Origin of the sequence: Streptomyces amritsarensis (assembly GCF_001953875.1) — a bacterium.
GTDB classification, from domain to species: Bacteria; Actinomycetota; Actinomycetes; order Streptomycetales; family Streptomycetaceae; genus Streptomyces; species Streptomyces amritsarensis.
Map to the genome: position 1 here is coordinate 15,174 of NZ_MQUR01000059.1, position 19,162 is coordinate 34,335.

Annotated in this window: 18 protein-coding genes and 1 tRNA gene; 8 read left to right on the forward strand and 11 right to left on the reverse strand. The window is 73.5% G+C overall.

Features of this window, described 5'->3' with window-relative positions:
• Positions 1 to 50 precede the first annotated feature (50 nt).
• Entirely contained in the window at positions 51 to 758 is a 708-nt protein-coding gene (locus AVW11_RS23135; RefSeq protein WP_076045661.1) for a cyclodityrosine synthase, read from the forward strand.
• On the forward strand, positions 748 to 1,932 hold the full coding sequence (locus tag AVW11_RS23140) for a cytochrome P450 (protein ID WP_060178331.1): 1,185 nt from the start codon (positions 748 to 750) through the stop codon (positions 1,930 to 1,932). Before AVW11_RS23135 ends, AVW11_RS23140 begins: the two co-directional genes overlap by 11 nt.
• Positions 1,933 to 2,049: 117 nt before the next feature.
• Here the strand turns inward: AVW11_RS23140 and AVW11_RS23145 are convergent, their stop codons facing one another.
• Positions 2,050 to 2,928: an alpha/beta fold hydrolase gene (locus tag AVW11_RS23145; RefSeq protein WP_060178332.1), complete on the reverse strand. Its 879-nt coding sequence runs from the start codon at positions 2,926 to 2,928 to the stop codon at positions 2,050 to 2,052.
• A 93-nt stretch (positions 2,929 to 3,021) separates the two neighbouring features.
• Between AVW11_RS23145 and AVW11_RS23150 the strand changes: the two genes are divergently transcribed.
• Positions 3,022 to 3,609: a sigma-70 family RNA polymerase sigma factor gene (locus tag AVW11_RS23150; protein WP_225885050.1), complete on the forward strand. Its 588-nt coding sequence runs from the start codon at positions 3,022 to 3,024 to the stop codon at positions 3,607 to 3,609.
• Positions 3,610 to 3,634: 25 nt separating this feature from the next.
• Here the strand turns inward: AVW11_RS23150 and AVW11_RS23155 are convergent, their stop codons facing one another.
• From AVW11_RS23155 to AVW11_RS23175, 5 genes are all read right to left on the reverse strand, one after another.
• Positions 3,635 to 4,033, reverse strand: a complete 399-nt coding sequence (locus AVW11_RS23155; RefSeq protein ID WP_076045665.1) for a DUF4440 domain-containing protein — start codon at positions 4,031 to 4,033, stop codon at positions 3,635 to 3,637.
• A gap of 183 nt (positions 4,034 to 4,216) precedes the next feature.
• The gene (locus tag AVW11_RS23160) at positions 4,217 to 5,011 is read right to left on the reverse strand and encodes a class I SAM-dependent methyltransferase (protein ID WP_076045667.1); all 795 of its coding nucleotides are present in this window, start codon (positions 5,009 to 5,011) and stop codon (positions 4,217 to 4,219) included.
• 61 nt (positions 5,012 to 5,072) lie between these two features.
• Positions 5,073 to 5,597 (reverse strand): GNAT family N-acetyltransferase, encoded by a 525-nt coding sequence (locus tag AVW11_RS23165; RefSeq protein WP_060178336.1) that lies wholly within the window; start codon positions 5,595 to 5,597, stop codon positions 5,073 to 5,075.
• A 61-nt stretch (positions 5,598 to 5,658) separates the two neighbouring features.
• Complete coding sequence (locus tag AVW11_RS23170; RefSeq protein ID WP_060178337.1) at positions 5,659 to 6,888, reverse strand: serine hydrolase domain-containing protein; 1,230 nt, start codon at positions 6,886 to 6,888, stop codon at positions 5,659 to 5,661.
• A 139-nt stretch (positions 6,889 to 7,027) separates the two neighbouring features.
• A complete protein-coding gene (locus AVW11_RS23175; RefSeq protein WP_060178338.1) occupies positions 7,028 to 9,115 on the reverse strand; it encodes a SpoIIE family protein phosphatase in 2,088 nt (695 codons plus the stop codon).
• Between the two features lie 252 nt (positions 9,116 to 9,367).
• Between AVW11_RS23175 and AVW11_RS23180 the strand changes: the two genes are divergently transcribed.
• Positions 9,368 to 9,988 (forward strand): L-threonylcarbamoyladenylate synthase, encoded by a 621-nt coding sequence (locus AVW11_RS23180; protein ID WP_030842906.1) that lies wholly within the window; start codon positions 9,368 to 9,370, stop codon positions 9,986 to 9,988.
• 17 nt (positions 9,989 to 10,005) lie between these two features.
• On the opposite strand, the gene AVW11_RS23185 is transcribed toward AVW11_RS23180, so the two are convergent.
• Genes AVW11_RS23185 through AVW11_RS23195 form a run of 3 tightly spaced genes read right to left on the reverse strand, consistent with a single transcriptional unit; the run spans position 10,006 to position 15,149 of the window.
• The gene (locus AVW11_RS23185; RefSeq protein ID WP_076045669.1) at positions 10,006 to 12,156 is read right to left on the reverse strand and encodes a bifunctional serine/threonine-protein kinase/ABC transporter substrate-binding protein; all 2,151 of its coding nucleotides are present in this window, start codon (positions 12,154 to 12,156) and stop codon (positions 10,006 to 10,008) included.
• A gap of 6 nt (positions 12,157 to 12,162) precedes the next feature.
• On the reverse strand, positions 12,163 to 14,325 hold the full coding sequence (locus tag AVW11_RS23190; RefSeq protein WP_076045671.1) for a bifunctional serine/threonine-protein kinase/ABC transporter substrate-binding protein: 2,163 nt from the start codon (positions 14,323 to 14,325) through the stop codon (positions 12,163 to 12,165).
• Entirely contained in the window at positions 14,325 to 15,149 is an 825-nt protein-coding gene (locus AVW11_RS23195; RefSeq protein WP_143568881.1) for a hypothetical protein, read from the reverse strand. Before AVW11_RS23195 ends, AVW11_RS23190 begins: the two co-directional genes overlap by 1 nt.
• A gap of 242 nt (positions 15,150 to 15,391) precedes the next feature.
• Between AVW11_RS23195 and AVW11_RS23200 the strand changes: the two genes are divergently transcribed.
• Positions 15,392 to 16,132 carry a LamG domain-containing protein gene (locus AVW11_RS23200; RefSeq protein ID WP_240528238.1) on the forward strand — a complete coding sequence of 247 codons (741 nt, stop codon included), beginning with the start codon at positions 15,392 to 15,394 and terminating at the stop codon, positions 16,130 to 16,132.
• A 67-nt stretch (positions 16,133 to 16,199) separates the two neighbouring features.
• Here the strand turns inward: AVW11_RS23200 and AVW11_RS23205 are convergent, their stop codons facing one another.
• Both AVW11_RS23205 and AVW11_RS23210 read right to left on the reverse strand, forming a co-directional pair.
• Positions 16,200 to 16,904 (reverse strand): ribonuclease H family protein, encoded by a 705-nt coding sequence (locus AVW11_RS23205; RefSeq protein ID WP_030842912.1) that lies wholly within the window; start codon positions 16,902 to 16,904, stop codon positions 16,200 to 16,202.
• A 452-nt stretch (positions 16,905 to 17,356) separates the two neighbouring features.
• Entirely contained in the window at positions 17,357 to 17,560 is a 204-nt protein-coding gene (locus AVW11_RS23210) for a cold-shock protein (RefSeq protein WP_030036890.1), read from the reverse strand.
• Between the two features lie 289 nt (positions 17,561 to 17,849).
• On the opposite strand from AVW11_RS23210, the gene AVW11_RS23215 reads away from it, so the two are divergent.
• The 3 genes from AVW11_RS23215 (at position 17,850) to AVW11_RS23225 (ending at position 19,137) form a co-directional block, all read left to right on the forward strand.
• A tRNA-Met gene (locus AVW11_RS23215) sits at positions 17,850 to 17,923 on the forward strand.
• Between the two features lie 271 nt (positions 17,924 to 18,194).
• Positions 18,195 to 18,692 (forward strand): SigE family RNA polymerase sigma factor, encoded by a 498-nt coding sequence (locus tag AVW11_RS23220; RefSeq protein ID WP_030842913.1) that lies wholly within the window; start codon positions 18,195 to 18,197, stop codon positions 18,690 to 18,692.
• Complete coding sequence (locus AVW11_RS23225; RefSeq protein WP_076045673.1) at positions 18,685 to 19,137, forward strand: hypothetical protein; 453 nt, start codon at positions 18,685 to 18,687, stop codon at positions 19,135 to 19,137. The genes AVW11_RS23220 and AVW11_RS23225 overlap by 8 nt, the downstream gene beginning before the upstream one ends.
• Positions 19,138 to 19,162 lie beyond the last annotated feature (25 nt).

The window sequence follows — 19,162 nt, forward strand, 5'->3', positions numbered from 1 at the left end:
CCGGGGCACAGGGCCCCACGGGACTTGCGGCGCAAAGGACCCGACCCCTGTTGACGACAGCAACCGAAGTCTTCACAGTCCGGCCATACACCCCGCACTGCCAGGTGATCAACGATGAGGGCGATCACGCCGTCATCGGCATCTCGCCGGGCAACAGCTATTTCTCGGCCCAACGCGTTCTCGACCTCGCCCAGTGGGGCATGCGCAACTTCGCACAGGTCGACCTCATTTACACCGACATGCACGTCGCGGAGATGTACGAGGCCCTCGGATACGGCGAGGACGAAGCTCGCCGCAAGGCGGTGAAGAACCTGCGCGGAGTCCGCGCCAAGGTCAACAACGCCGCTGCCGAAGCCGACCCCACCGGCGTCCGCCTCCGGGCCCGTCCGATGTCGTCCCTCACCGACATCCCGGCCTACCGGACCCTCCACAACCACCTGAACAACCTGCTCGACATCGATCCGGAGTTCCGCGAGACCTGCAACTCCCTTGTCGACGCGTTCCTTTCCTCGAAGGTGCTGAACGGGAAGGCCGCCACCACCCGGCAGCGCGAGGTCTGCCTGGAGTACGTCTGCGCCGAGGCGCCGCTGTTCCTGGACACGCCCGCCATCCTGGGCGTGCCGTCCTCCCTCAACTGCTACCACCAGCTCCTGCCCATGGCGGAACTGCTCTACTCGCGCGGCTCGGGGCTTCGCGCCTCACGCAACCAGGGCCACGCCATCATCACCCCCGCCGAAGGAGACTCCGATGACCGCTGACACCCTCCTCGACTTCCCGTTCTCCGCACGTGGCGACCAACTCCCGCCCGAGGTTGAGCAGTTGCGCGACGAGCCGGTCAAGCGCGTCCGTACGATAGCCGGTGACGAGGCCTGGCTCGTCTCGTCCTATGCGCTCTGCAAGCAGGTCCTCGAAGACCCGAGGTTCAGCCTGAAGGACACCTCGGCCCCCGGCGTGCCCCGGCAGTACGCGCTGACGATCCCGCCCGAGGTCGTCAACAACATGGGCAACATCACCGGTGCCGGCCTGCGCAAGGCCGTCCTCAAGGCGATCAACCCGAAGACCGGCAACCTCACCGGCTGGATGCGCGACCAGGCCGACAGCCTCGTCGACGGCCTCCTGCGCAGCGGTGCGCCGGTCGACCTGCGCGGCGCGTTCACCAACCCGTACGCGGAGAACCTCCACTGCCGCATCCTCGGCATCCCCGAGGCCGACGCCCCGCGACTGGCCGCCAGCCTCGACATCGCGTTCATGAACTCGGCCTGCCCCGTCACCGGCGCCAAGCTCAACTGGGACCGCGACATGGCCTACATGGTGGAGCGGCTCGACGACCCGGCCACGGTCGGCCTGATGGCCGAGCTCGCCGCACTGCGCAAGGACCCCGACTACGCGCACCTGACGGACGAGATGCTGGCTGTCGTCGGCGTCACGCTGTTCGGCGCCGGCGTCATCTCGACCATGGGCTTCCTGACCATGGCGATCGTCTCGCTCCTGCAGAACCCCGACGTGTGGGAGCAGCTGCGCAAGGCCCCGGAGAAGATCCCGGCCGCCGTGGACGAGCTCCTGCGCGTCAACCTGTCGATCGCCGACGGCCTGCCGCGGCTCGCACTGGAGGACGTCACCCTCGGCGACGTCGAGGTCAAGAAGGGCGAGCTGCTGCTCGTCCTGGTCGAGGCCGCCAACACCGACCCGGCCGTGTACACCGACCCCCACGTCTTCGACATCGACCGCGCGAACGCCGCCACGCACCTGTCGTTCGGCGGCGGGCCGCACTACTGCCCGGCCACCGCGCTCGGCAAGCGGCACACGGAGATCGCCATCGAGGTGCTGCTGGAGAAGATGCCCAACCTCCAGCTGGCCGTGCCCTTCGACCAGCTCGTCTGGCGCACCCGTTTCATGAAGCGCCTGCCGGAGCGGCTCCCCGTCCTCTGGTAGCGGTGTCGGCGCGCGGCGGCGCGTCCGCACGGTGAAGGCGGCCCCGGCCGGGGGGAATCCGGCCGGGGCCGCCGCTCGTGCACGGCGACCGGGTCCGTGCCAACGGTGCGGTCGGGGTCACCCCAGGAACGCCGCGGCGGCCGACACGAACCGGTCGGGGTCGTCCAGCCAGGGGTAGTGGCCCGCTCCCCGCTGGACGACGAGCGCGGCGTCGGGGAACAGCTCCGCGCATGCGGCGACCGACCCGGGCGGGCTGTTCAGGTCGAACTCCCCGGCGAGCATCAGCACCGGGGCCCGGAGGGCGGCGAGTCCCGCGCGGGTGGCTTCCGGGTCGAAGGCGCCCTCGGCCCCGAAGAGCGCGACGGCCTCCGGGTTGTCCGGGCGGCACGCCGAGTCGTGGCGCTGCGCGTCGGCGTCCCAACGACCGTGGAAGAAGGGCGCGATGGCGTCGCGGTCGGCGCCGCTGCCCTCGATGAGGGCCTCCAGCGCGGCGAAGGCCGCCGGGAACCACGGTTCGTCCGCCCGCAGCCGGGCGAGCTCCCGCCGGGTGTCCCCCGTGATCTCCGTGCCGACGGCCCGCATGCCCGGGGTGATCAGGGCGAGCCTGCCGATGCGGTCGGGGTGCCGGGCCGCGTACTGCATCGCGGGGTTCGCCCCGGCGGAGTGGGCGAGCAGGTCGATCCGGTCGAGGCCGAGGTGCTCGCGCAGGGCCTCGATGTCGTCGACGAGACGGTCGCTGCGGTAGGACGAGGTGTCCCGCGGAACGGCGGAGCGGCCGGTGCCGCGCAGGTCCAGGACGATCAGGCGGCGGTGGGCGGACAGGCCCCCGAGGTCGCCGAGGTAGGCGGAGTCCGCCGGGCCGCCGGGGACACAGACGAGCGGTTCGCCGCCGCCGTGGGTGCGGTAGGCGAGACGGGTCCCGTCGGGCGCGGTGAACGCGGACGCGTCGGAGGTGGAGGCGGATGGGGGCACAGGTGCGGGTGTGAGTGCGGCCATGCGGCGGATCCTGACAGCTATAACCACGTTGTACAACCTGGTTATGACGTGGAGGTCCCCCGGGTGTATAACCGAGTCGTGGAAGGAGACGCAGTGCGGCAGGAACCGGGGGCGCTGAGCGAGGAACAGGCGGCGCGGATGCTCGCCGGCATGAACGAGGTCATCCGTGCGGGCGAGGAGATGCGCAGGCTGCGCACCGAGATGATCAGGCTGTTCGCCGGTTTCGGCTGGACGCAGGACAAGATCGCCCGGATCACGCAGATGAGCCAGCCCGCCGTGTCCAAGCAGATGACGCGGTTCGCGGCCGACGAGCCGCTGCCGCGGCTGGGAGTCGCTCTGCAGCAGCACGACGTGGCATGGCTCGAAGGGCGCCTGTGGGCGCTGGCGGAGGAGGTCGCCGAGACCCTGGACGCCGCGCGCTGCGCACGCTTCGTCGCCGCGCTCGCCAGGGGGCGCAGGCGCTTCACCCCGCAGAGCACCGACGAGTTGCGACGGCTGCTCGAAGCGGACCTGCGGCTCGGCGCCGCCGAACTGCCCGCCGCCTTCCGGACCGCCTACGACGAGATCAGCCGCGGCCTCGACACCGGTGCCGAGCCGGCCGGCCCCGCGTCGGCCGCGGCGTCGGTACGCCGGACCGTCGCCCGGCAGCTCCAGCGCGACCGGCTCAGGGGCGACGCCTGAGCGGGAGCGGCCAACCGCCGGGCGGTCAGGGCTCGTCGTACCAGGAGAACGCCGCGATGCGCCAGCCCTGCGGGGTGCGGACGAACTGGATGGTCTTGGTGCCGCCGCCCTCGAACGGTTCGCCGTCCAGGATCCCCGATTTGCGGTACCCACCGAACCGCGACGCGATGTCGCCCGCGATCTCGGTCCGTTCGGACGTCTCCCACTCGGCGAACTCCACCAGCCGGCCGCCGGCCAGCAGCTCCTCGCGGGGCGCGATGAACTCGTCCACGGTGTAGGCCGTGAACCGCGGGCCGGTCATGACGATGACGGCGCCCGGCAGTGCGAGCCGGCGGATCCGTGCCACGTCGGCGGGCTTGCCGCCCCGGTTGTCGAAGGAGCCGAAGAACTCGGCGGTCACCATGTCGATCTCGGCCTTGGACATGCACGCGACATTAATTCGCCGGAGCCGCCGTCCGCAATCGCCCAGGGTCCCCCGACGGTGCGCCGCGGCCGTTTCCCGGCGCGCACATCCGCGCCTGCCTGGAGACGGGCCCTCGCGCCCCCGATGGCCGCGGACCGGCTCGCGGTGCTCCTCCTGCGGCGGCCGCGCCCGCAGGCGGGGCGGTCAGGCCGCGACGGCCGTGGTGACCACCAGGGGCGGCCTGGCCCGCTCCGCCGACCACGGGCGGGCGGCGACGAGGTCCGGGGCGGCGACGGTGAGCACCTCCTGCACCGACGGGCGGTGCTGGACGACGTCGCGGAAGCGGGCACGCTCCAGCAGCACCGGGTAGAGGCCGACGGGCCACGCGTGGTTGCGCATCCGCTGCCAGGTCCCGTCGGTGCGCCGCAGCCGGACCGTCACCTCCTCGCCCGGCGCGTACGCCTCGCCCGGCTCGCCGATCCGCAGCGAGGCGTACTCGGTGCCGCTGCAGGCGGGATCGGTGGTCAGCAGGACGAACGGGGCGTGCGGCCGCAGCAGCCGGCGGATCTCGGTGAACACGCCGAGCAGGGCGTCCTGGGTGGGCAGGGACGCCAGTACGTGGTTGCACATCACCGCGTCCGCGCAGCCGTCGGGCAGGCCCGTCACCCGCCCGTTCTCGACCAGGTGGAAGCCCGCCACCGCGGTCGCCGAGGCGCGGGCCAGCTCCAGCATCTGCGGGGAGGTGTCGGCGCCCAGCACCCGGGCCCCCAGCACGCGGGCCGCGTGGTCGGCCACCCGGCCCGGCCCGCACCCGTAGTCCACCAGGACCTGACCGGCGCCGATGCGGCCGGCCAGTTCCCGCAGGACGAACGGGTAGCCGAGGAGCCAGTCCGTGGCGGCTTCGACCGCCGCGAACGCCTGCGCCCCTTCTCGGCCGGACCAGGCGGGGCCCTCTGGGGTGCCGCCGCTCGGCCCGGGTTGCTGCGACCTGTCGCTCACAGCCCCACTATCGGCCCGCGACGACCCTACGGCACCCGCACGACACGGCCGCGGGCATGCCTCAGAGGGTGATCCAGTAGCGGCGCTTGGGGCCGATCAGGGTTTCGCGTACGTCCTCCAGGACGCCGCCGCACCGCTCGATGGTGCGCACGGAGCCTTCGTTTCCAGGGTCGCAGGTGAGCAGGACCCGGTCCATCCCGAGCACGCGCGCCTCGTGGAGGACGGCGGACAGGGCCCAGCCGGCCAGGCCCCGCCGGCGGGCCGAGGGCCGGATGCCGTAGCCGATGTGGCCGCCGGCGTCGAGGAGGAAGCCGTTGAGGTAGTGGCGCAGGTCGATGGCGCCGAGGTAGGTGTCTCCCTCGGTGATCCACCAGTACGTCGCGTGGACGCGCCCGTGGTCGACCGGCACCGTGCGGTCCGCGTACCGGCGCAGCTTCTGCGTCCAGGCGGTGAAGCCCTCCGTGCTGTCGACGTCGTCGTCGAAGCCGAGCCCCGCGCCGTCCATGGGGGCGTCGGGCCCCCACTCCTGCTGTGCGGCGGTCCAGGATCCGTGCAGGTGGGGGGTGGGGGCGATGAGCTGGGGCATGCCTGGGACCCTAACAGTCGGATCATCCGACGTGTTCTGCCCGGCAGGGGGCGCGGGTCCGTCAGCCGGATTTCGGCTCGGACGGCTTGTGGCCGGGGTAGACGTTGTCGGGGCTGACGATGCTGGTGATCGCCTCACCGAAGAGCGTGCTGGGTTCCTGGCCGTCGTGGAGGATGTCGGTGTTGAGGATGACGACCAGGGTCGCCTGCGCCTGCGGCAGGTACACGCCGAGGCTCTCGTAGCCCGGGAGCGAGCCGTTGTGGCCGATCCACCCCTGGACGTCGAAGAGGCCCAGGCCGTAGCCGGCGCCGGGGATGCCGACGGAGGTGGTCTTCAGGCGCTGGGCCTGCGTCGCGGGCGTCAGGAGGGTGCCGGTGGCGAGGGTGCGCGCCCAGCTGCGCAGGTTCTGCAGGTCGGAGATCATCGCGCCGGCCGCCCAGGCCCAGGAAGGGTTCCAGTCGGTGGACACTTCCACCTTCCCGGACGCGGTCTGGTCGGTGTAGCCCTGCGCGTGCGGTGCGGGGAACTCGGGGCCGGTCGGGAAGAAGGTGCGGCGCAGTCCGGCCGCCGCCACGACGTCCTTGTCGATGACCTCGGCGAGCGGGCGGCCGGTGACCTTCTCGATCACCAGGCCGAGCAGGATCAGGTTGGTGTTCGAGTACTGGAACTTCGCGTCCGGAGCGAACTGCACCGGGTGCTTGAAGGAGTAGTCGAGCAACTCCTGCGGTGTGAACGGGCGGTCGGGGTCGGTGGTGAACGCCTTGTCGAAGTCCGGGTCCTCGCTGTAGTTGAACAGCCCGCTGCGCATCCCGGCCAGTTCGCGCAGGGTGATGAGGTCGCCGTTGGGGACCCCGGAGATGTAGTCGCCGATGGGGTCGTCGAGACCGACCCTGCCCTGGTCGACCAGCTGGAGGAGGGCCGTGACCGTGAACGTCTTGGTCTGGCTGCCGATGCGGGTGTTGAAGTCGGTCCGCATGGGCGCGCCGGTCGCCTTGTCCGCCACGCCGAAGGCCTTCACGTAGCTGCCCTTGCCGGGTGCCCACAGCCCCACGATCACGCCGGGCACCTGGGCCTCGCGCATGACCTGCCGTACGGCGGCGTCGAGTTGGAGCGCGACGGCCGGGGTGATCTGTTTGAACTCCCCGCCCGCGTCCGGGGACGGGGTGGCGGAAACGGACGGCCCGGGGGTGGGCGCCCCGTAGGCGGGGGCCGTGACGGCCCCGGTGAGGAGCAGGCCCGCCGCGGCGGTGGCCGCGCAGGCCCGGCGAAGCCGTATGTGCGTCGTTTTCACCAATGCCTCCTGCGGTACGGGGACCAGGGCACGGCATACACGGTCAGGCTAGGCCCGTACGGCCGCGGCCGCGAGGCGAGCCCGCCGGCGCTCCTGGGAACTGCCCGGCGGGACGCGGCCTGATCCGCAGGAGACGGCCTCAGGCGAGGGACCGGGCGCGGGCGATGACGAGGGCCACGTCGTCGTGGTCGTCGTGGCGGCGCAGGGAGTCCAGGAGGCGGTCGCAGGTCTCCTCCAGAGGGCGCCCGGTGTCGGCGAGCAGGTCCAGGAGGAGGTCGAGCCGTTCGTCGATGGGCTGGTCGCGCGTCTCGACCAGGCCGTCCGTGTAGAGGACCAGTTGGTCGCCGGGCGCCATGGCGACGGTGGTGGCCTCGAAGGGGATGCCGCCCACGCCCAGGGGCGCTCCGGTGGGCAGGTCGAGCAGTCGGGGCGCCTGGCCTGCGCGGATGAGCACGGGCGGGAGGTGTCCGGCGACGGCGATGCGGCATTGCGCACGGTGCGGGTCGTGGACGACGTAGACGCAGGTGGCGATGGTCTCCTCGAGGGCGGCCGTGGTGCGGTCCAGCTGTTGGAGGACCTGTGGCGGGTCGAGGGCGAGTTCGGCGAGGGTGCGGGTCGCGGTGCGCAACTGCCCCATGCTGGCGGCGGCGTTGATGCCGCTGCCCATGACGTCGCCGATGACGAGGACGGTGGTGTCGTCCGGTCCGGCGATCGCGTCGAACCAGTCGCCGCCGATCTCGCTGCTGGCTGCGGCGGGCCGGTAGCGGGAGGCGACCTCCAGGCCGGGCGTGGGCGGCGGGTGGTGGGGCAGGAGGTGGTGCTGGAGTGCGAGGGCGGTGTGGTGCGCGTTGCGGTACCAGCGGGCGTTGTCGATGCACACGGCGGCGCGCGCGGCCAGTTCGCCGGCCAGCACGATGTCGTCGTCGTTGAACGGCAGCGGGTTGCGGGTGCGTTTGAGGTCGAGGGCGCCGAGGACCTCGCCGCGCGCGATCAGGGGCACGGCCAGGTAGGAGCGCAGGCCGGCGCGGGTCAGGAGGGAGGCGGCGTTGCTGTCTCGGGCGATCCGGGAGATGTCCCTGGCCTGCACGTGGGCGACGAGGACCGGGTGGCCGGTGGTCACGGACTGGGTGACGAGCCGGTCGGCGGCGTAGCGGGCGATGTCCCCCGGGGGGTCAGCGGCGCGGACGGCCTCGCTGGGGTAGGCGGCCGCGACTGCGAGGGCGCGGAACACGGCCGGCTCGTGGGCGGACGACCTGAGGGTGGGCCGGCCTTCGAGGACCGAGTCGAGGATGTCGACGGCTGCGATGTCGGCGAGCTCGGGCACGACGACGTCCGCGAGCTCGCGCGCGGTCTGGTCGAGGTCGAGGGTGGTGCCGATGCGGACGGTGGCGTCGGCGATCAGGGCGAGGCGGCGGCGGCTGCGGGCGATCTCGAGGGCCGCCTGGTGACTCTGGGTGACGTCGACCACGGAGGTGGCCAGTCCGAGGACCCGCCCGGTGGCGTCCTCCAGCCGGTAGTAGGACACCGACCAGGCGTGTTCGGCGCGGTGCCCGCCGTGGGTGCGGCCGGCCGTGAACTGCTCCAGCAGCGGCGTGCCGGTCGCCAGGACCTGGCGCATCGCCGACTCGGCGGCCTCCGTGTCGTCGAGGAAGGACAGTGCCTCCCGCACGCCGCGGCCGATGTGCTCGGAGGCGGGCAGCCCGTTGATCCGCTCCAGCGTGGGGTTGACCAGGACGTAGCGCAGTTCGGTGTCCAGGACCGCGAGTCCGATCGGGGACTGGGCCACCAGGCGGGCGGACAGGGCGAGGTCCCGCTCCAGCTGCCGCAGTGTCGTGCGGTCGGTCGCGATGCCCAGGGCGTACAGGTCGCCGTGCTCGTCCTGCAGCCGCATGTTGCGGAACTCCACCAGGCGGGTGCTGCCGTCCTTGTGCCGTACCGGGAAGGCGCCCGCCCAGTCGCCGGCGCCGCCCATGACCCGGGCGAACAGCTCCGAGACCAGACCCACGTGCTGGGTGTCGGCCAGCAGCCGGGCGGCGGGCTGGCCCAGCGCCTCGGCCGCCGTCCAGCCGAACAGCTGCTCGGCCTGCGGGCTCCACAGGGCGACCCGGCCTTCGGCGTCGAGGACGACGGCCGCCACGTTGAGGACGTCGAGCAGCCCGCTGGGCGGGGCGATCCCGGCCGCGGCAGGCTGCCTCCCACTGGCCCCCGACCCGTCGATCGCACCCATCGGCGTTGCTCCCTTCCGCCGCCGTCGGCCCGGCGGCCACCTGCGGCGGCCCGCCCGGGCCCGGTCCGGGCGGGCCGGGGCGCACGGTTACCTCTCATCGTCCCCCCGAAACCGCCGGGAAGCGTCCGGAGCGACCGTGGGGCGCCCGGCCCGCGCCACCGGACGCGGGCCGCCGCCACCGCCGGAGCCGCCGGCGCCGTCGGGCCGCGGGAGCTGTCGGAGGGCGCGCCGGCGACCGCGTAGGCTCGGCGGATGGCGAAATACTTCGACGTGCACCCCGAGAATCCCCAGCGGCGCACCATCGACAACGTGGTCGACATGATCCGCTCGGGCAGGCTCGTCGCGTACCCGACGGACTCCTGCTTCGCGCTGGGATGCCAGCTGGGCAACCGGGACGGCATCAACCGGATCCGCTCCATCCGCAACCTCGACGACCGTCACCACTTCACCCTGGTGTGCCAGAACTTCGCCCAGCTGGGGCAGTTCGTGCACATCGACAACAACGTGTTCCGTGCCATCAAGGCGGCCACGCCCGGCAGTTACACCTTCATCCTCCCGGCGACCTCGGAGGTGCCGCGCCAGCTGCTGCACCCGAAGAAGAAGACCGTCGGCGTCCGGATCCCCGACCACGTGGTCACCCAGGCCCTGCTCGCCGAGCTCGGCGAGCCGCTGCTGTCCAGCACGCTGCTGCTGCCGGACGAGACCGAGCCGATGACGCAGGGCTGGGAGATCAAGGAGCGGCTCGACCACGAGGTGGACGCCGTCCTGGATTCGGGTGACTGCGGCACCGAGCCGACGACGGTCATCGACTTCTCCTCCGGTGATGCCGAGATCGTCCGCCGGGGGGCCGGGGACACCTCACGCTTCGAGTAGCCCGCCCACGCCGCCGCTCAGGGGTCGGTACGCACGTCCGTGTACCGGCCGAGGTACCGGAACCGGCCCGATTCGGCCCGGTAGAGGTGGGCGAGGGGGTCGCCGGTGAGGGCGCGCGTCCCGGGGTCGAAACCGACCGTCTTGGCGAGGCCCTCGTACGCCGTGCGGAAGATCCTGCGGGACAGGCCCGCCCGGTCGCGTCCCTCCCCCTCCAGCCCGGCCAGGGCGGCGGCCACCAGCCCCACCGCGTCGTACGCCTCGGTGGCCCAGCGCGCGGGCGGTTCGCCGTAGGCGCTGCGGTGGGCCGCGACGAACCCGGCGGCGGCGGGCACGGCCGGCGGGTCGGTGTACAGGCTGCTGAACACCCAGCCTTCCGCGGCCTGGCCGGCCGAGTCGAGGAAGGCCGGTTCCATGGCGTGCTGGAGTCCCACGCGCGGGCCCGGGAACCGGGCGTCGGCCAGTGCGCGGGCCAGCTCGCCCGCCCGCTGCGGCGAGGTGCCCGCGTACACGACGCCCTCGGCGCCGGCTTCGGTCAGGGCGCGTACGGTGCCCGAGAAGTCGGAACCGTCTCCGGGGACGCGGTGGACGCTGACGCTGCCCTGCGCCGGCGGGCTCTGCTGGAGCGCTCGTGTGACCAGCCACGCCGGTGATCCGTTCGCCGCGTCCTCGACGACCGCCGTACGCCGCGAGATCCGCACCTTGGACAGGTAGTGCAGGACCGGGAGGCCGAGGCCCTCGTCGTTCGGGCGGGTGACGCAGGCCGTGCGCCACAGCGTGGTGGCGTTGGTCGGGGTGTCCGCCGACACCACCAGCAGGGTGAGGTCCGCGGCGAGGCAGGCGTCGGCGAGCACCGGCACGGCCGCGTCCCAGGTGGGGCCGGTCACGGCGAGCACCGCCGGGTCGGCGATCAGCTCCTTGACGGCCTGCGCGGCGCGCTGCGGGTCCCCGGCGTCGTCGGCGACGCGCAGGGCCAGCCGGAAGGCGGCGTCGGACCGGGCGTTGTGCCGGTCCAGGGCGAGCCGCATGCCGCGCTCGTGGGCCTGGCCGGTCGCACGGCCGGGCCCGGTGAGGTCGGCCTGCAGGCCGAGGGTCAGGACCGGGAGGTTCCGGTCGCGGCCGGATGTCCCGCGGCCGCCCCCGGGTCCGCGGGTGGTGTACCAGGCGACGGGCGCGGCGGCGGCGACGAGGGCTCCGCCGGCCGCGAGCAGCCGTCTGCGGGTGAGCTGCCGGGCGGGTTCGGGGGCGTCGATCCGGGTGGGTTCGGGGGCGGGCAGGTCCAGGGCGCGGGTGGAGCGTTCGGCGATGATCCGGGGCAGCGGGGCGGGCAGCCAGTCCGCGGCCGCCGCGGGGCCCGCGCCGCCCGGGTCGGGTCCGAGGAGGGCGGTGAGCTCACCGAGCGTGGGCCGGTCCGCCGGTTCCTTCAGCAGGCATCCGCCGACGGACTCCCGCAACTCCCCCGGCAGTGAGCCGAGTTCCGGTTCCTCGTGGACGGTGCGGAAGACCACCGCGGCGGCGTGCCCGCCTCCGAAGGGGCCGGTGCCGGTCGCCGCGTACGCCAGGACGCAGCCGAGGGAGAAGACGTCGCTCGCCGGTCCCGCGACGGGGCCCGCGGCGCGGGCCAGCTCCGGCGCCAGATAGCCGGGGGTGCCGACGACCGCGTCCACGGCGGTGAGGGTGGTCGCCCCGGCCGCCCGCGCGATCCCGAAGTCGATCAGGCGGGGTCCGTCGGGGGCCAGCAGGACGTTGCCCGGCTTGACGTCGCGGTGGATCAGCCCGGCCGCGTGCACCTCGGACAGTGCCTCGGCGAGGCGGACGCCGAGGATCCGTACGGTCCGGACGGGCAGGGGTCCGTAGCCGCCCACGGCCTCGGCCAGCGAGGGACCGGGGACGAACGGGGTGGCCAGCCAGGGTTCACGGGCCTCGGGGTCTGCGGCGACGACCGGCACGACCCAGCGTCCGGTCAGCCCGCCGGCGGCCTCGGCCTCGCGGCGGAACCGGGCGCGGAAGGCGGGGTCCGCGCCGTGGTCGGCACGGATCACCTTGACGGCGACGAGCACGCCTTCGGGGGAACGCCCCAGGTAGACGGTGCCCATGCCGCCCGAGCCGAGGCGGCCCAGCAGCCGGTTCCCGCCGATCGCGGCCGGATCGGCGGGCAGGAGGGGTCGCATTCGGCGCTATCCGGCCGGGGCTTCGGGGACCGGGCCCATGTAGCGGATCCGGCCGCCTTCCACCTGGTGGAGAAAGTAGGTGTTGCCCTTCACCGTCCGGTCCTCGCCGAAGGAGTACTCCTTGGTCAGTCCGCGGAAGGAGCCCTTCGCGAGGGCCGTCAGCAGTTCGGCGCGGGCCGGGCGGCCCCCGCCGCGGGCCGCCGCGACGAGCCGGTCGATGACCAGGCCGGCCGCGTCGTAGGCCTCCGCCGTCCACACGTCGGGCGCGGCGCCGCCGTACGCGGCCTTGTGCGCGCGGGCCAGTTCGGCGGTCTCGGGAGCCTCGGGGCCCGTGTACGGGGCGACGAACTGCCAGCCTTCGGCGGCCGGGCCCGCGGCGGCGAGGAACTCCGGCCCCATGACGGTGTAGTCGGCGGCCCGGTGCCCCCGGTAGCCGGCGCCGGCCAGCAGGGTGGCGGTCCTGGCCGCCCCCTCGGGGGTGCCGGCGTAGAAGAAGGCGTCGATGCCGTGCGCGAGCATGTCGGTGACGACCGGGGACAGGTCCCGTGTGCCGCGCGGGACCACCCGCGGGTGGACGGCGGCTCCCCGGATGTGGCCGGGGAGGGTGCGGGTGGCGTGCAGCACCGCCTGCCAGCCCTCCACGTCGCCGTCCCGGTCGCACAGGACACCGAGCCTGCTCACCCCCTGCTGCCGGGCCAGTTGGCGGCCCAGGGCCGAGCCCTGGATGAAGGAGATGGGGCTGACCTGGAAGAAGCTGCGACGGTCGGCGACGCTGAAGGCGCTCGCCAGGGCGGAGACGGTCAGCAGGGGCAGTGCGGCCTCCCCGTACAGCTCCAGGCACGGGGTGACCGAGGCGTTCGTGGTCGGGCCGATCACGGCGAGCACGTCCGGGTTGGAGATGAGGCTGCCGGCGGCGGCCGGGGAGCGGTCGGCGCCGCCCGCGTCGTCGGCGGTGGCGACGGTGAGGGTGAAGGGTTTGTCCTTGCGGGAGTTGAAGGTGTCGACGGCGAGCCGTACGCCGCGTTCCTGTGCGAGTCCGGCGGCCTTCTGCGGGCCGGAGAGGTCGGCCTGTACGCCGATCACCCAGGGGCGGGGGGCCGCCCCGGGCGTGCCCTGCGGCTTGTCGTCGTCGCGCAGTGCCAGCCAGGCGGCCGTGCCGCCGCCGACCGCGAGCACGGCGCCGGCGGCCAGGCCGAGGAAGCGCCTGCGGGAGGACACCGGGCCGGTGGCGCCGGGCACGGGGGCCGCCTCCGGGTCGGCGGCGGTCTCCTCGATGCCGGGCAGGGCGAGCAGGGCGGCGGCTCGTTCGGCGATGGTGGCGACGACCGGGTCGGGCAGCCAGTCGGTGCCCTCGCCCGGGGTGTCCTCGGTGAGGGCGTCGTCGAGTCCGGCCGCGGTGGGGCGGATGTCGGGGTGTTTGGCGAGGCAGGTCCGCAGCAGGGCCGTCAGTTCGGGGTCGGCGAGGAGCTCCGGGCCGAAGTCGGGCTCGTCGTGGACGGTGCGGTAGAGCACGGCCTCCGCGGTGCCGGTGCCGAAGGGCAGGCGGCCGGTGGCGGCGTACACGAGGAGGCAGCCGAGGGAGAAGACGTCGCCGGCCGGTTCGGCGGGGCGGCCCTCGGCCTGCTCGGGCGCGATGAAGCCGGGGGTGCCGAGCACGGCGTCGGCCGAGGTCAGGGCGGTGTGCTCGCCGCCGCGGGCGATGCCGAAGTCGATGAGCCGGGGCCGGTCCATGCCGAGCAGTACGTTGCCGGGCTTGACGTCGCGGTGGACGAGGCCCTGCGCGTGCATCACGCCGAGGCCCTTGGCCAGGGCCTTGCCGAGGATCCGGACGGCACGCAGCGGGAGCGGGCCGTGGGCGGATACGGCCTCGGCCAGGGAGGGGCCGGCGACGAAGGAGGTGGCCAGCCACGGCTCCCGTGCGTCGGGGTCGGCGCCGGTGATCCGGACCGCCCACGGGCTGTCGACCTCGGCGGCGATCTCGGCCTCGCGGCGGAACCGGGCCCGGAAGTCGGACTCTTCGGCGTACTCGGCGCGGATGACCTTGACGGCGGCGAGCGCGCCGTCGTCGGTGCGGCCGAGGTAGACGACGCCCATGCCGCCGGCGCCGAGCCGTCCGAGGAGTCGGTGGCCGCCGATGCGGGACGGGTCGGAGGGGTGCAGCTGCTCCATCAGCCGGCCGCCTTTCCGAGGGCCTGCTTGGCGTGCGCGATCATGCGGCTGTTGCCCTGCACGACAAGCTGGGTGAGGGTCTCGTCCTTGAAGCCCTCGGCGCCCTTGCCGGCGATGGCCACGGTGACCGGGCCGAACTGCGCCTGGTACCAGAAGTACCGGTGGGGTCCGCCGTCCGCCTCGCTGACGTAGGTGCCGATCTCGCTGAAGGCGTCCTCGCTCCAGTTGTTCATCTGCTCGCCCTGGTACATCGCGTTGCCCAGCAGGCCTTTGATGTCCTCGCCCTCGCGCAGCTTCTGGTCGGGGCAGCGCAGGACCTCCTCCATGGCGCGGGCGGTCTCCCAGCCCGATTCCCCGCGGTCGCGGTGGACGGTCACCGTGGCGTTGAGCCGGACGCGGCCGTGGCCGTCGGCGGCCGGGATCTGGAAGTAGCGGGTGTTCGTGGCGAGCACGTCCGGCGGCAGGCCGGTGGTCTGCCACACGCACCGCTCGTCGAGGACGGGCCAGCGGCCGGAGTCGCTCTCGAACGGTGTGGCGCGTACGACGCCCGGGCCGAAGGCGTCCTCGGTGATGAGGATCCGGGCGAGGAGGTCGCGGGCCTCGGCGGCCGTCTTCGGCTGCTTGGACTCGTCCAGCGCCGGCACGAGGGAGACCGCCGAGGGCGCGGTGGTGGACGTCGACGGCGCGGGTGACGCGGCCGGGGCGCGGCTCGTCGCCCCGTCCTTCGCCGTCCCGTCGGCCGTGCACCCCACCAGTGCGGCCGTGAAGAGCAAACCTGCCGCCGCGCAGCCGTAGGCGCGCGGCACACCATGGCGTCGTGTCACATTACCCCCCAACGGCAGGGATGGTACCCCGCCGCCGCGGTGCGCAACTCACCTATGCGCAACCGTTGTTGCGGTGTCGGAGCACACCGGGGCGGAGGCGGTCCGCCGTCCAGGCGGCCGGCATGCGGGCGAACGGGTCGGCGCCGCGCAGTCCAGCGGGCCGAATACAAACCGGTGGACCGGTATGTATGGGCCGGGAGGCGGGCATGCTGCAAGGGCTCGCGTTCTCGGGAAGGAGCGATGTGCTCACTCAGATTCTCGACCGACTCCGACGGCTCCTCGGACGCCCCACCTCCACCCACCCCGAACGTGACGGCGTCAGCCCGGCGAGCGCCCGGGCCCCGGTCTTCACGGCGGACTTCGGCTCGACCCGCCAGTGGGTCGCCGGCCGTTCCTGGGCCTATCCGAACGGCGGCCCCACCAACCCCGGCGACAACAAACTGGACTACCTGGTACCGGACCCCTCCTACAGCCGCACCGGCACCTTCCGCGCGGTCCGCCGCCCGGACGGCAAATGGAACACGGGCCTGCTGACCACCGAGGGCAGCGAAGAAGGGTTCATGGTGCGGACCGGCGACATCCTGGAGTCCCGGGTGCGGCTGCCCTCCGAGCTCGGGGCCTGGCCCGCGATCTGGACCTGGCTGGACGGCGACAACGAGATCGACGTCTTCGAGTACCACCCGGACAACCCCGACCTCCTGGAGCTGTCCAACCACGTCAGGGGCGGCTCCCGCTACCACCGGGACCCGGCGGTCGGCCACGGCCGCTGGGTGGACCTCAAGGTCGAATTCGGATCCCGCTCGGTGGTGTGGTGGGTCAACGGCAAGCAGGTCTTCGCGGACCGGCGCGGGGTGGGGCGGCGCTGGCGCGCCTACCTCATCGTCAACCTCTCGGTGTGCGCGGGCCGCTACCACCCGGCGCCGGAGGCGGGCGTGTCCGAGATGGCCTACGAGGTGGCCTACCTCCGGGTGATCCGCCCGTAGGCCCTCTCTTCCGTATCCTGCCGGCCCGGCAGGATACGGAAGGCCGCCCCCCCCCGGGCACGCGCCCCTACGAGGCTCCGTCGGCGGCTGCGGTCGCGCAGCTCTCGTGGCCCCAGCGGCTGCCGTTCTTGGCGATCATGTCGCCGACGGCGTACGGCTTCCCGCAGGGGCAGCTGCCGGGGAACTTCGCCTTGATGGCCCGGCTCCCGCGGCCCGCCGCGGACCCGCCGGCCGATCGCTTCCTCGCCCCGGCGGACGTGGGGCGCGCGGGCGCGGCGGGGGCCGGTACGGGCATGTCCGCGTCCCCCAGGGCCGTGCCCGCGGGCTCCTGCCTGAGCGCCGCGTCGCTGGCGGCCTGGTCGGCGATCGCGTTCAGGTGGTCGCCGTCCTCGCGGTGCGCGGGAACGTATCGGAACGTCACGTCCCGGTCGGTCAGCAGCCGGTCGATCTCCTCGACGAGCTCACGGTTCGCGACGGGCCCGCCCGAGGACGTCTTCCATCCGTTGCGCTTCCAGCCGGGCAGCCACTGCGTGACCGCCTTCATTGCGTACTGCGAATCCATCCGCACCTCGACGGCCGTCCCGGGCGCCAGCGCCTCCAGCAGCCGCCGGAGCGCGGTCAGCTCCCCGATGTTGTTGGTGGCCCGCCCCAGCGGACCGGCCTCCCAGCGCTCGGGGCGCCCCTCGGCGTCGGCGATGACCCAGCCCCAGCCGGCGGGCCCGGGGTTACCCTTCGCCGCTCCGTCACAGGCGGCAATGATGCGATCAGACATCCCCCGATCATGCCTCATCCCCGGAAGCGGTACGGCCCACGGCCGGTCAGGCGCCCGGTCCCCCCTCGGCGAGCAGCCCGCACCGGTCGAAGTTCACGCATCCGCAGGCGAGGCAGTCGGCGACCGGGGCCTGCTGCTGGGGGCCGCGCTCGCCGCGTACGGGCTTCCCGGGGGGGTGCTGGCGGCGTCCGGCATCGCGACGGTCCTGCTCGCCGCCGTCGGGGCGGTGGTCCGGTTCCGGAGGCCCGGGCGGCCGGACTCGCGGCCGGCGCGGGACACGCCGGCCCTCAGGAGTCGGCGGACCTCACCTCGTCCGCCGGCAGCCGGGCGGTGGGGTGAACGGATCAGGGCCGTGCGGCGCTGCCGCACGGCCCTGATGGCCCCTCCCCCGGTTCACACCGGCGGAGGAAACGGTTCTCCGGAGCCCGGGCCCAGCCCGGGCCGGCCGCGGATCAGGCGGGGGTGATGTTCTCCGCCTGCGGGCCCTTCTGGCCCTGCGTGATGTCGAAGGTCACGGCCTGACCCTCCTGGAGCTCACGGTAGCCCGTGGCGTTGATCGCGGAGTAGTGGGCGAAGACGTCCGGGCCGCCACCGTCCTGCGCGATGAAGCCGAAGCCCTTTTCGGAGTTGAACCACTTCACGGTTCCCGTAGCCATGTTCATGCCTTCCCGTTGACGTACGTCCCCCACACGGCGTGGAGGACGGAGGTGATCGCCCTGGTCCTACGGCACAACACAGCAAAACTGCCCACACCTGAAGGCGTGGGCAAGGCACTTGGAACCACGACAGCTACCGGAGAAGGTACACGCCTGCACGCACTGTCACCAGGGGGGAATGATCACGCCTGCGCGGCCGGAATTCGCCCTTGTACGGACTTGCCGGGCGGCCTGCGGGAAAAATGCGTCGGGCGCAGTCCCCCGAATGCCGTAGGGTGAGGTCCATCGACGCGGGGTGGAGCAGCTCGGTAGCTCGCTGGGCTCATAACCCAGAGGTCGCAGGTTCAAATCCTGTCCCCGCTACTGCTCGGAAGGGCCCGGATCCTTGTGGATCCGGGCCCTTCCGCCGTTCCGGGCGGGCGCCGCGCCGCGGGCCGGGGGCTCCCGGCCGCCTCACCCGCCGGACCCTGTCCGCACTCGTGGCGCCGCCGTCCCCGCCTCCGCCGACGCGACGATGGGCGAGCCGGACGCCATGTGACCGCAGTCACACACATTCCTGTCGTTCCTTGTCGACCGGATGCGGTGCGCCGGGCGTATGCCCGGTGAGAGGGATACATGGATTCGGGAGCGATTTTTGACCGTCGAGGAGTTCGAAGCGTTCTACGCACAAGCGGCGGGAAGGCTCACAGGACAGCTGTACGTGATGCTCGGTGATCATCACGAGGCGCAGGACGTGGTGCAGGAGGCCTTCGTCCGGGGCTGGGGGCGCCGGCGCCAGCTGGACCGCGACGGCCGGCCGGAGGCGTGGATCCGCACCGTCGCCTGGCGGCTCGCGGTCAGCCGCTGGCGGGTGCGCCGGCGTTCCGCCGACGCCTGGCGGCGCAGCGCTCCCGCACCGCATGTCGAGGGCCCCGGGCCCGAGGCGGTGGCTCTCGTGGAGGCCCTGCGGCAGCTGCCGCTGAAGCAGCGCCGCACGATGGCGCTGCACTACCTGTGCGACCTGACGGTCGAGCAGATCGCCGTCGAGACCTCGCTGTCCGCGAGCACGGTCAAGACGCACCTCTCCCGCGGCCGGGCCGCGCTCTCACGCCAGCTGCAGGATCCGCGCACCGAGGAGGCCCCCGATGCCTGAGTCCCACGACCCGCTGCGGTCGGCCTTCCGCGCCGCGGCCTCGGCCGGGCAGTCGGCGGCCGCGCTCCCGCCCGTCTCCGTCATCGAGCAGCACGGCGAACGGGTCCGGCGGCGCCGGATCGTGGGCATCGCCGCCGCCTGCTGTCTGCTGCTCGGCGGATCCGGAGCGGCAGTGGCCGCGTTCCTGCCCCAGGACTCCGGCCGCCCGACGCTTCCGGCGACCACCCCCTCTCCCGCGCCGCCGTCCGATCCGCCGACCTCCCTGCCGACCTCCCTGCCGACGTCCGCGCCTCCCTCCGCGCTGAGCACCACCTCGCTGCCGACCCCGCCCACCGCGACCGCCGGGACGGGCGACCCCGACCCCACCCGGACGATGAGCCCCCGCCCGCCCCAGGGGTCGAGGTTCCCCGGCGCGACCACCGCGACCGCTCAGCCGCCCCGGTAGCGGGGCGTCCCGCGGATCGGGCCTG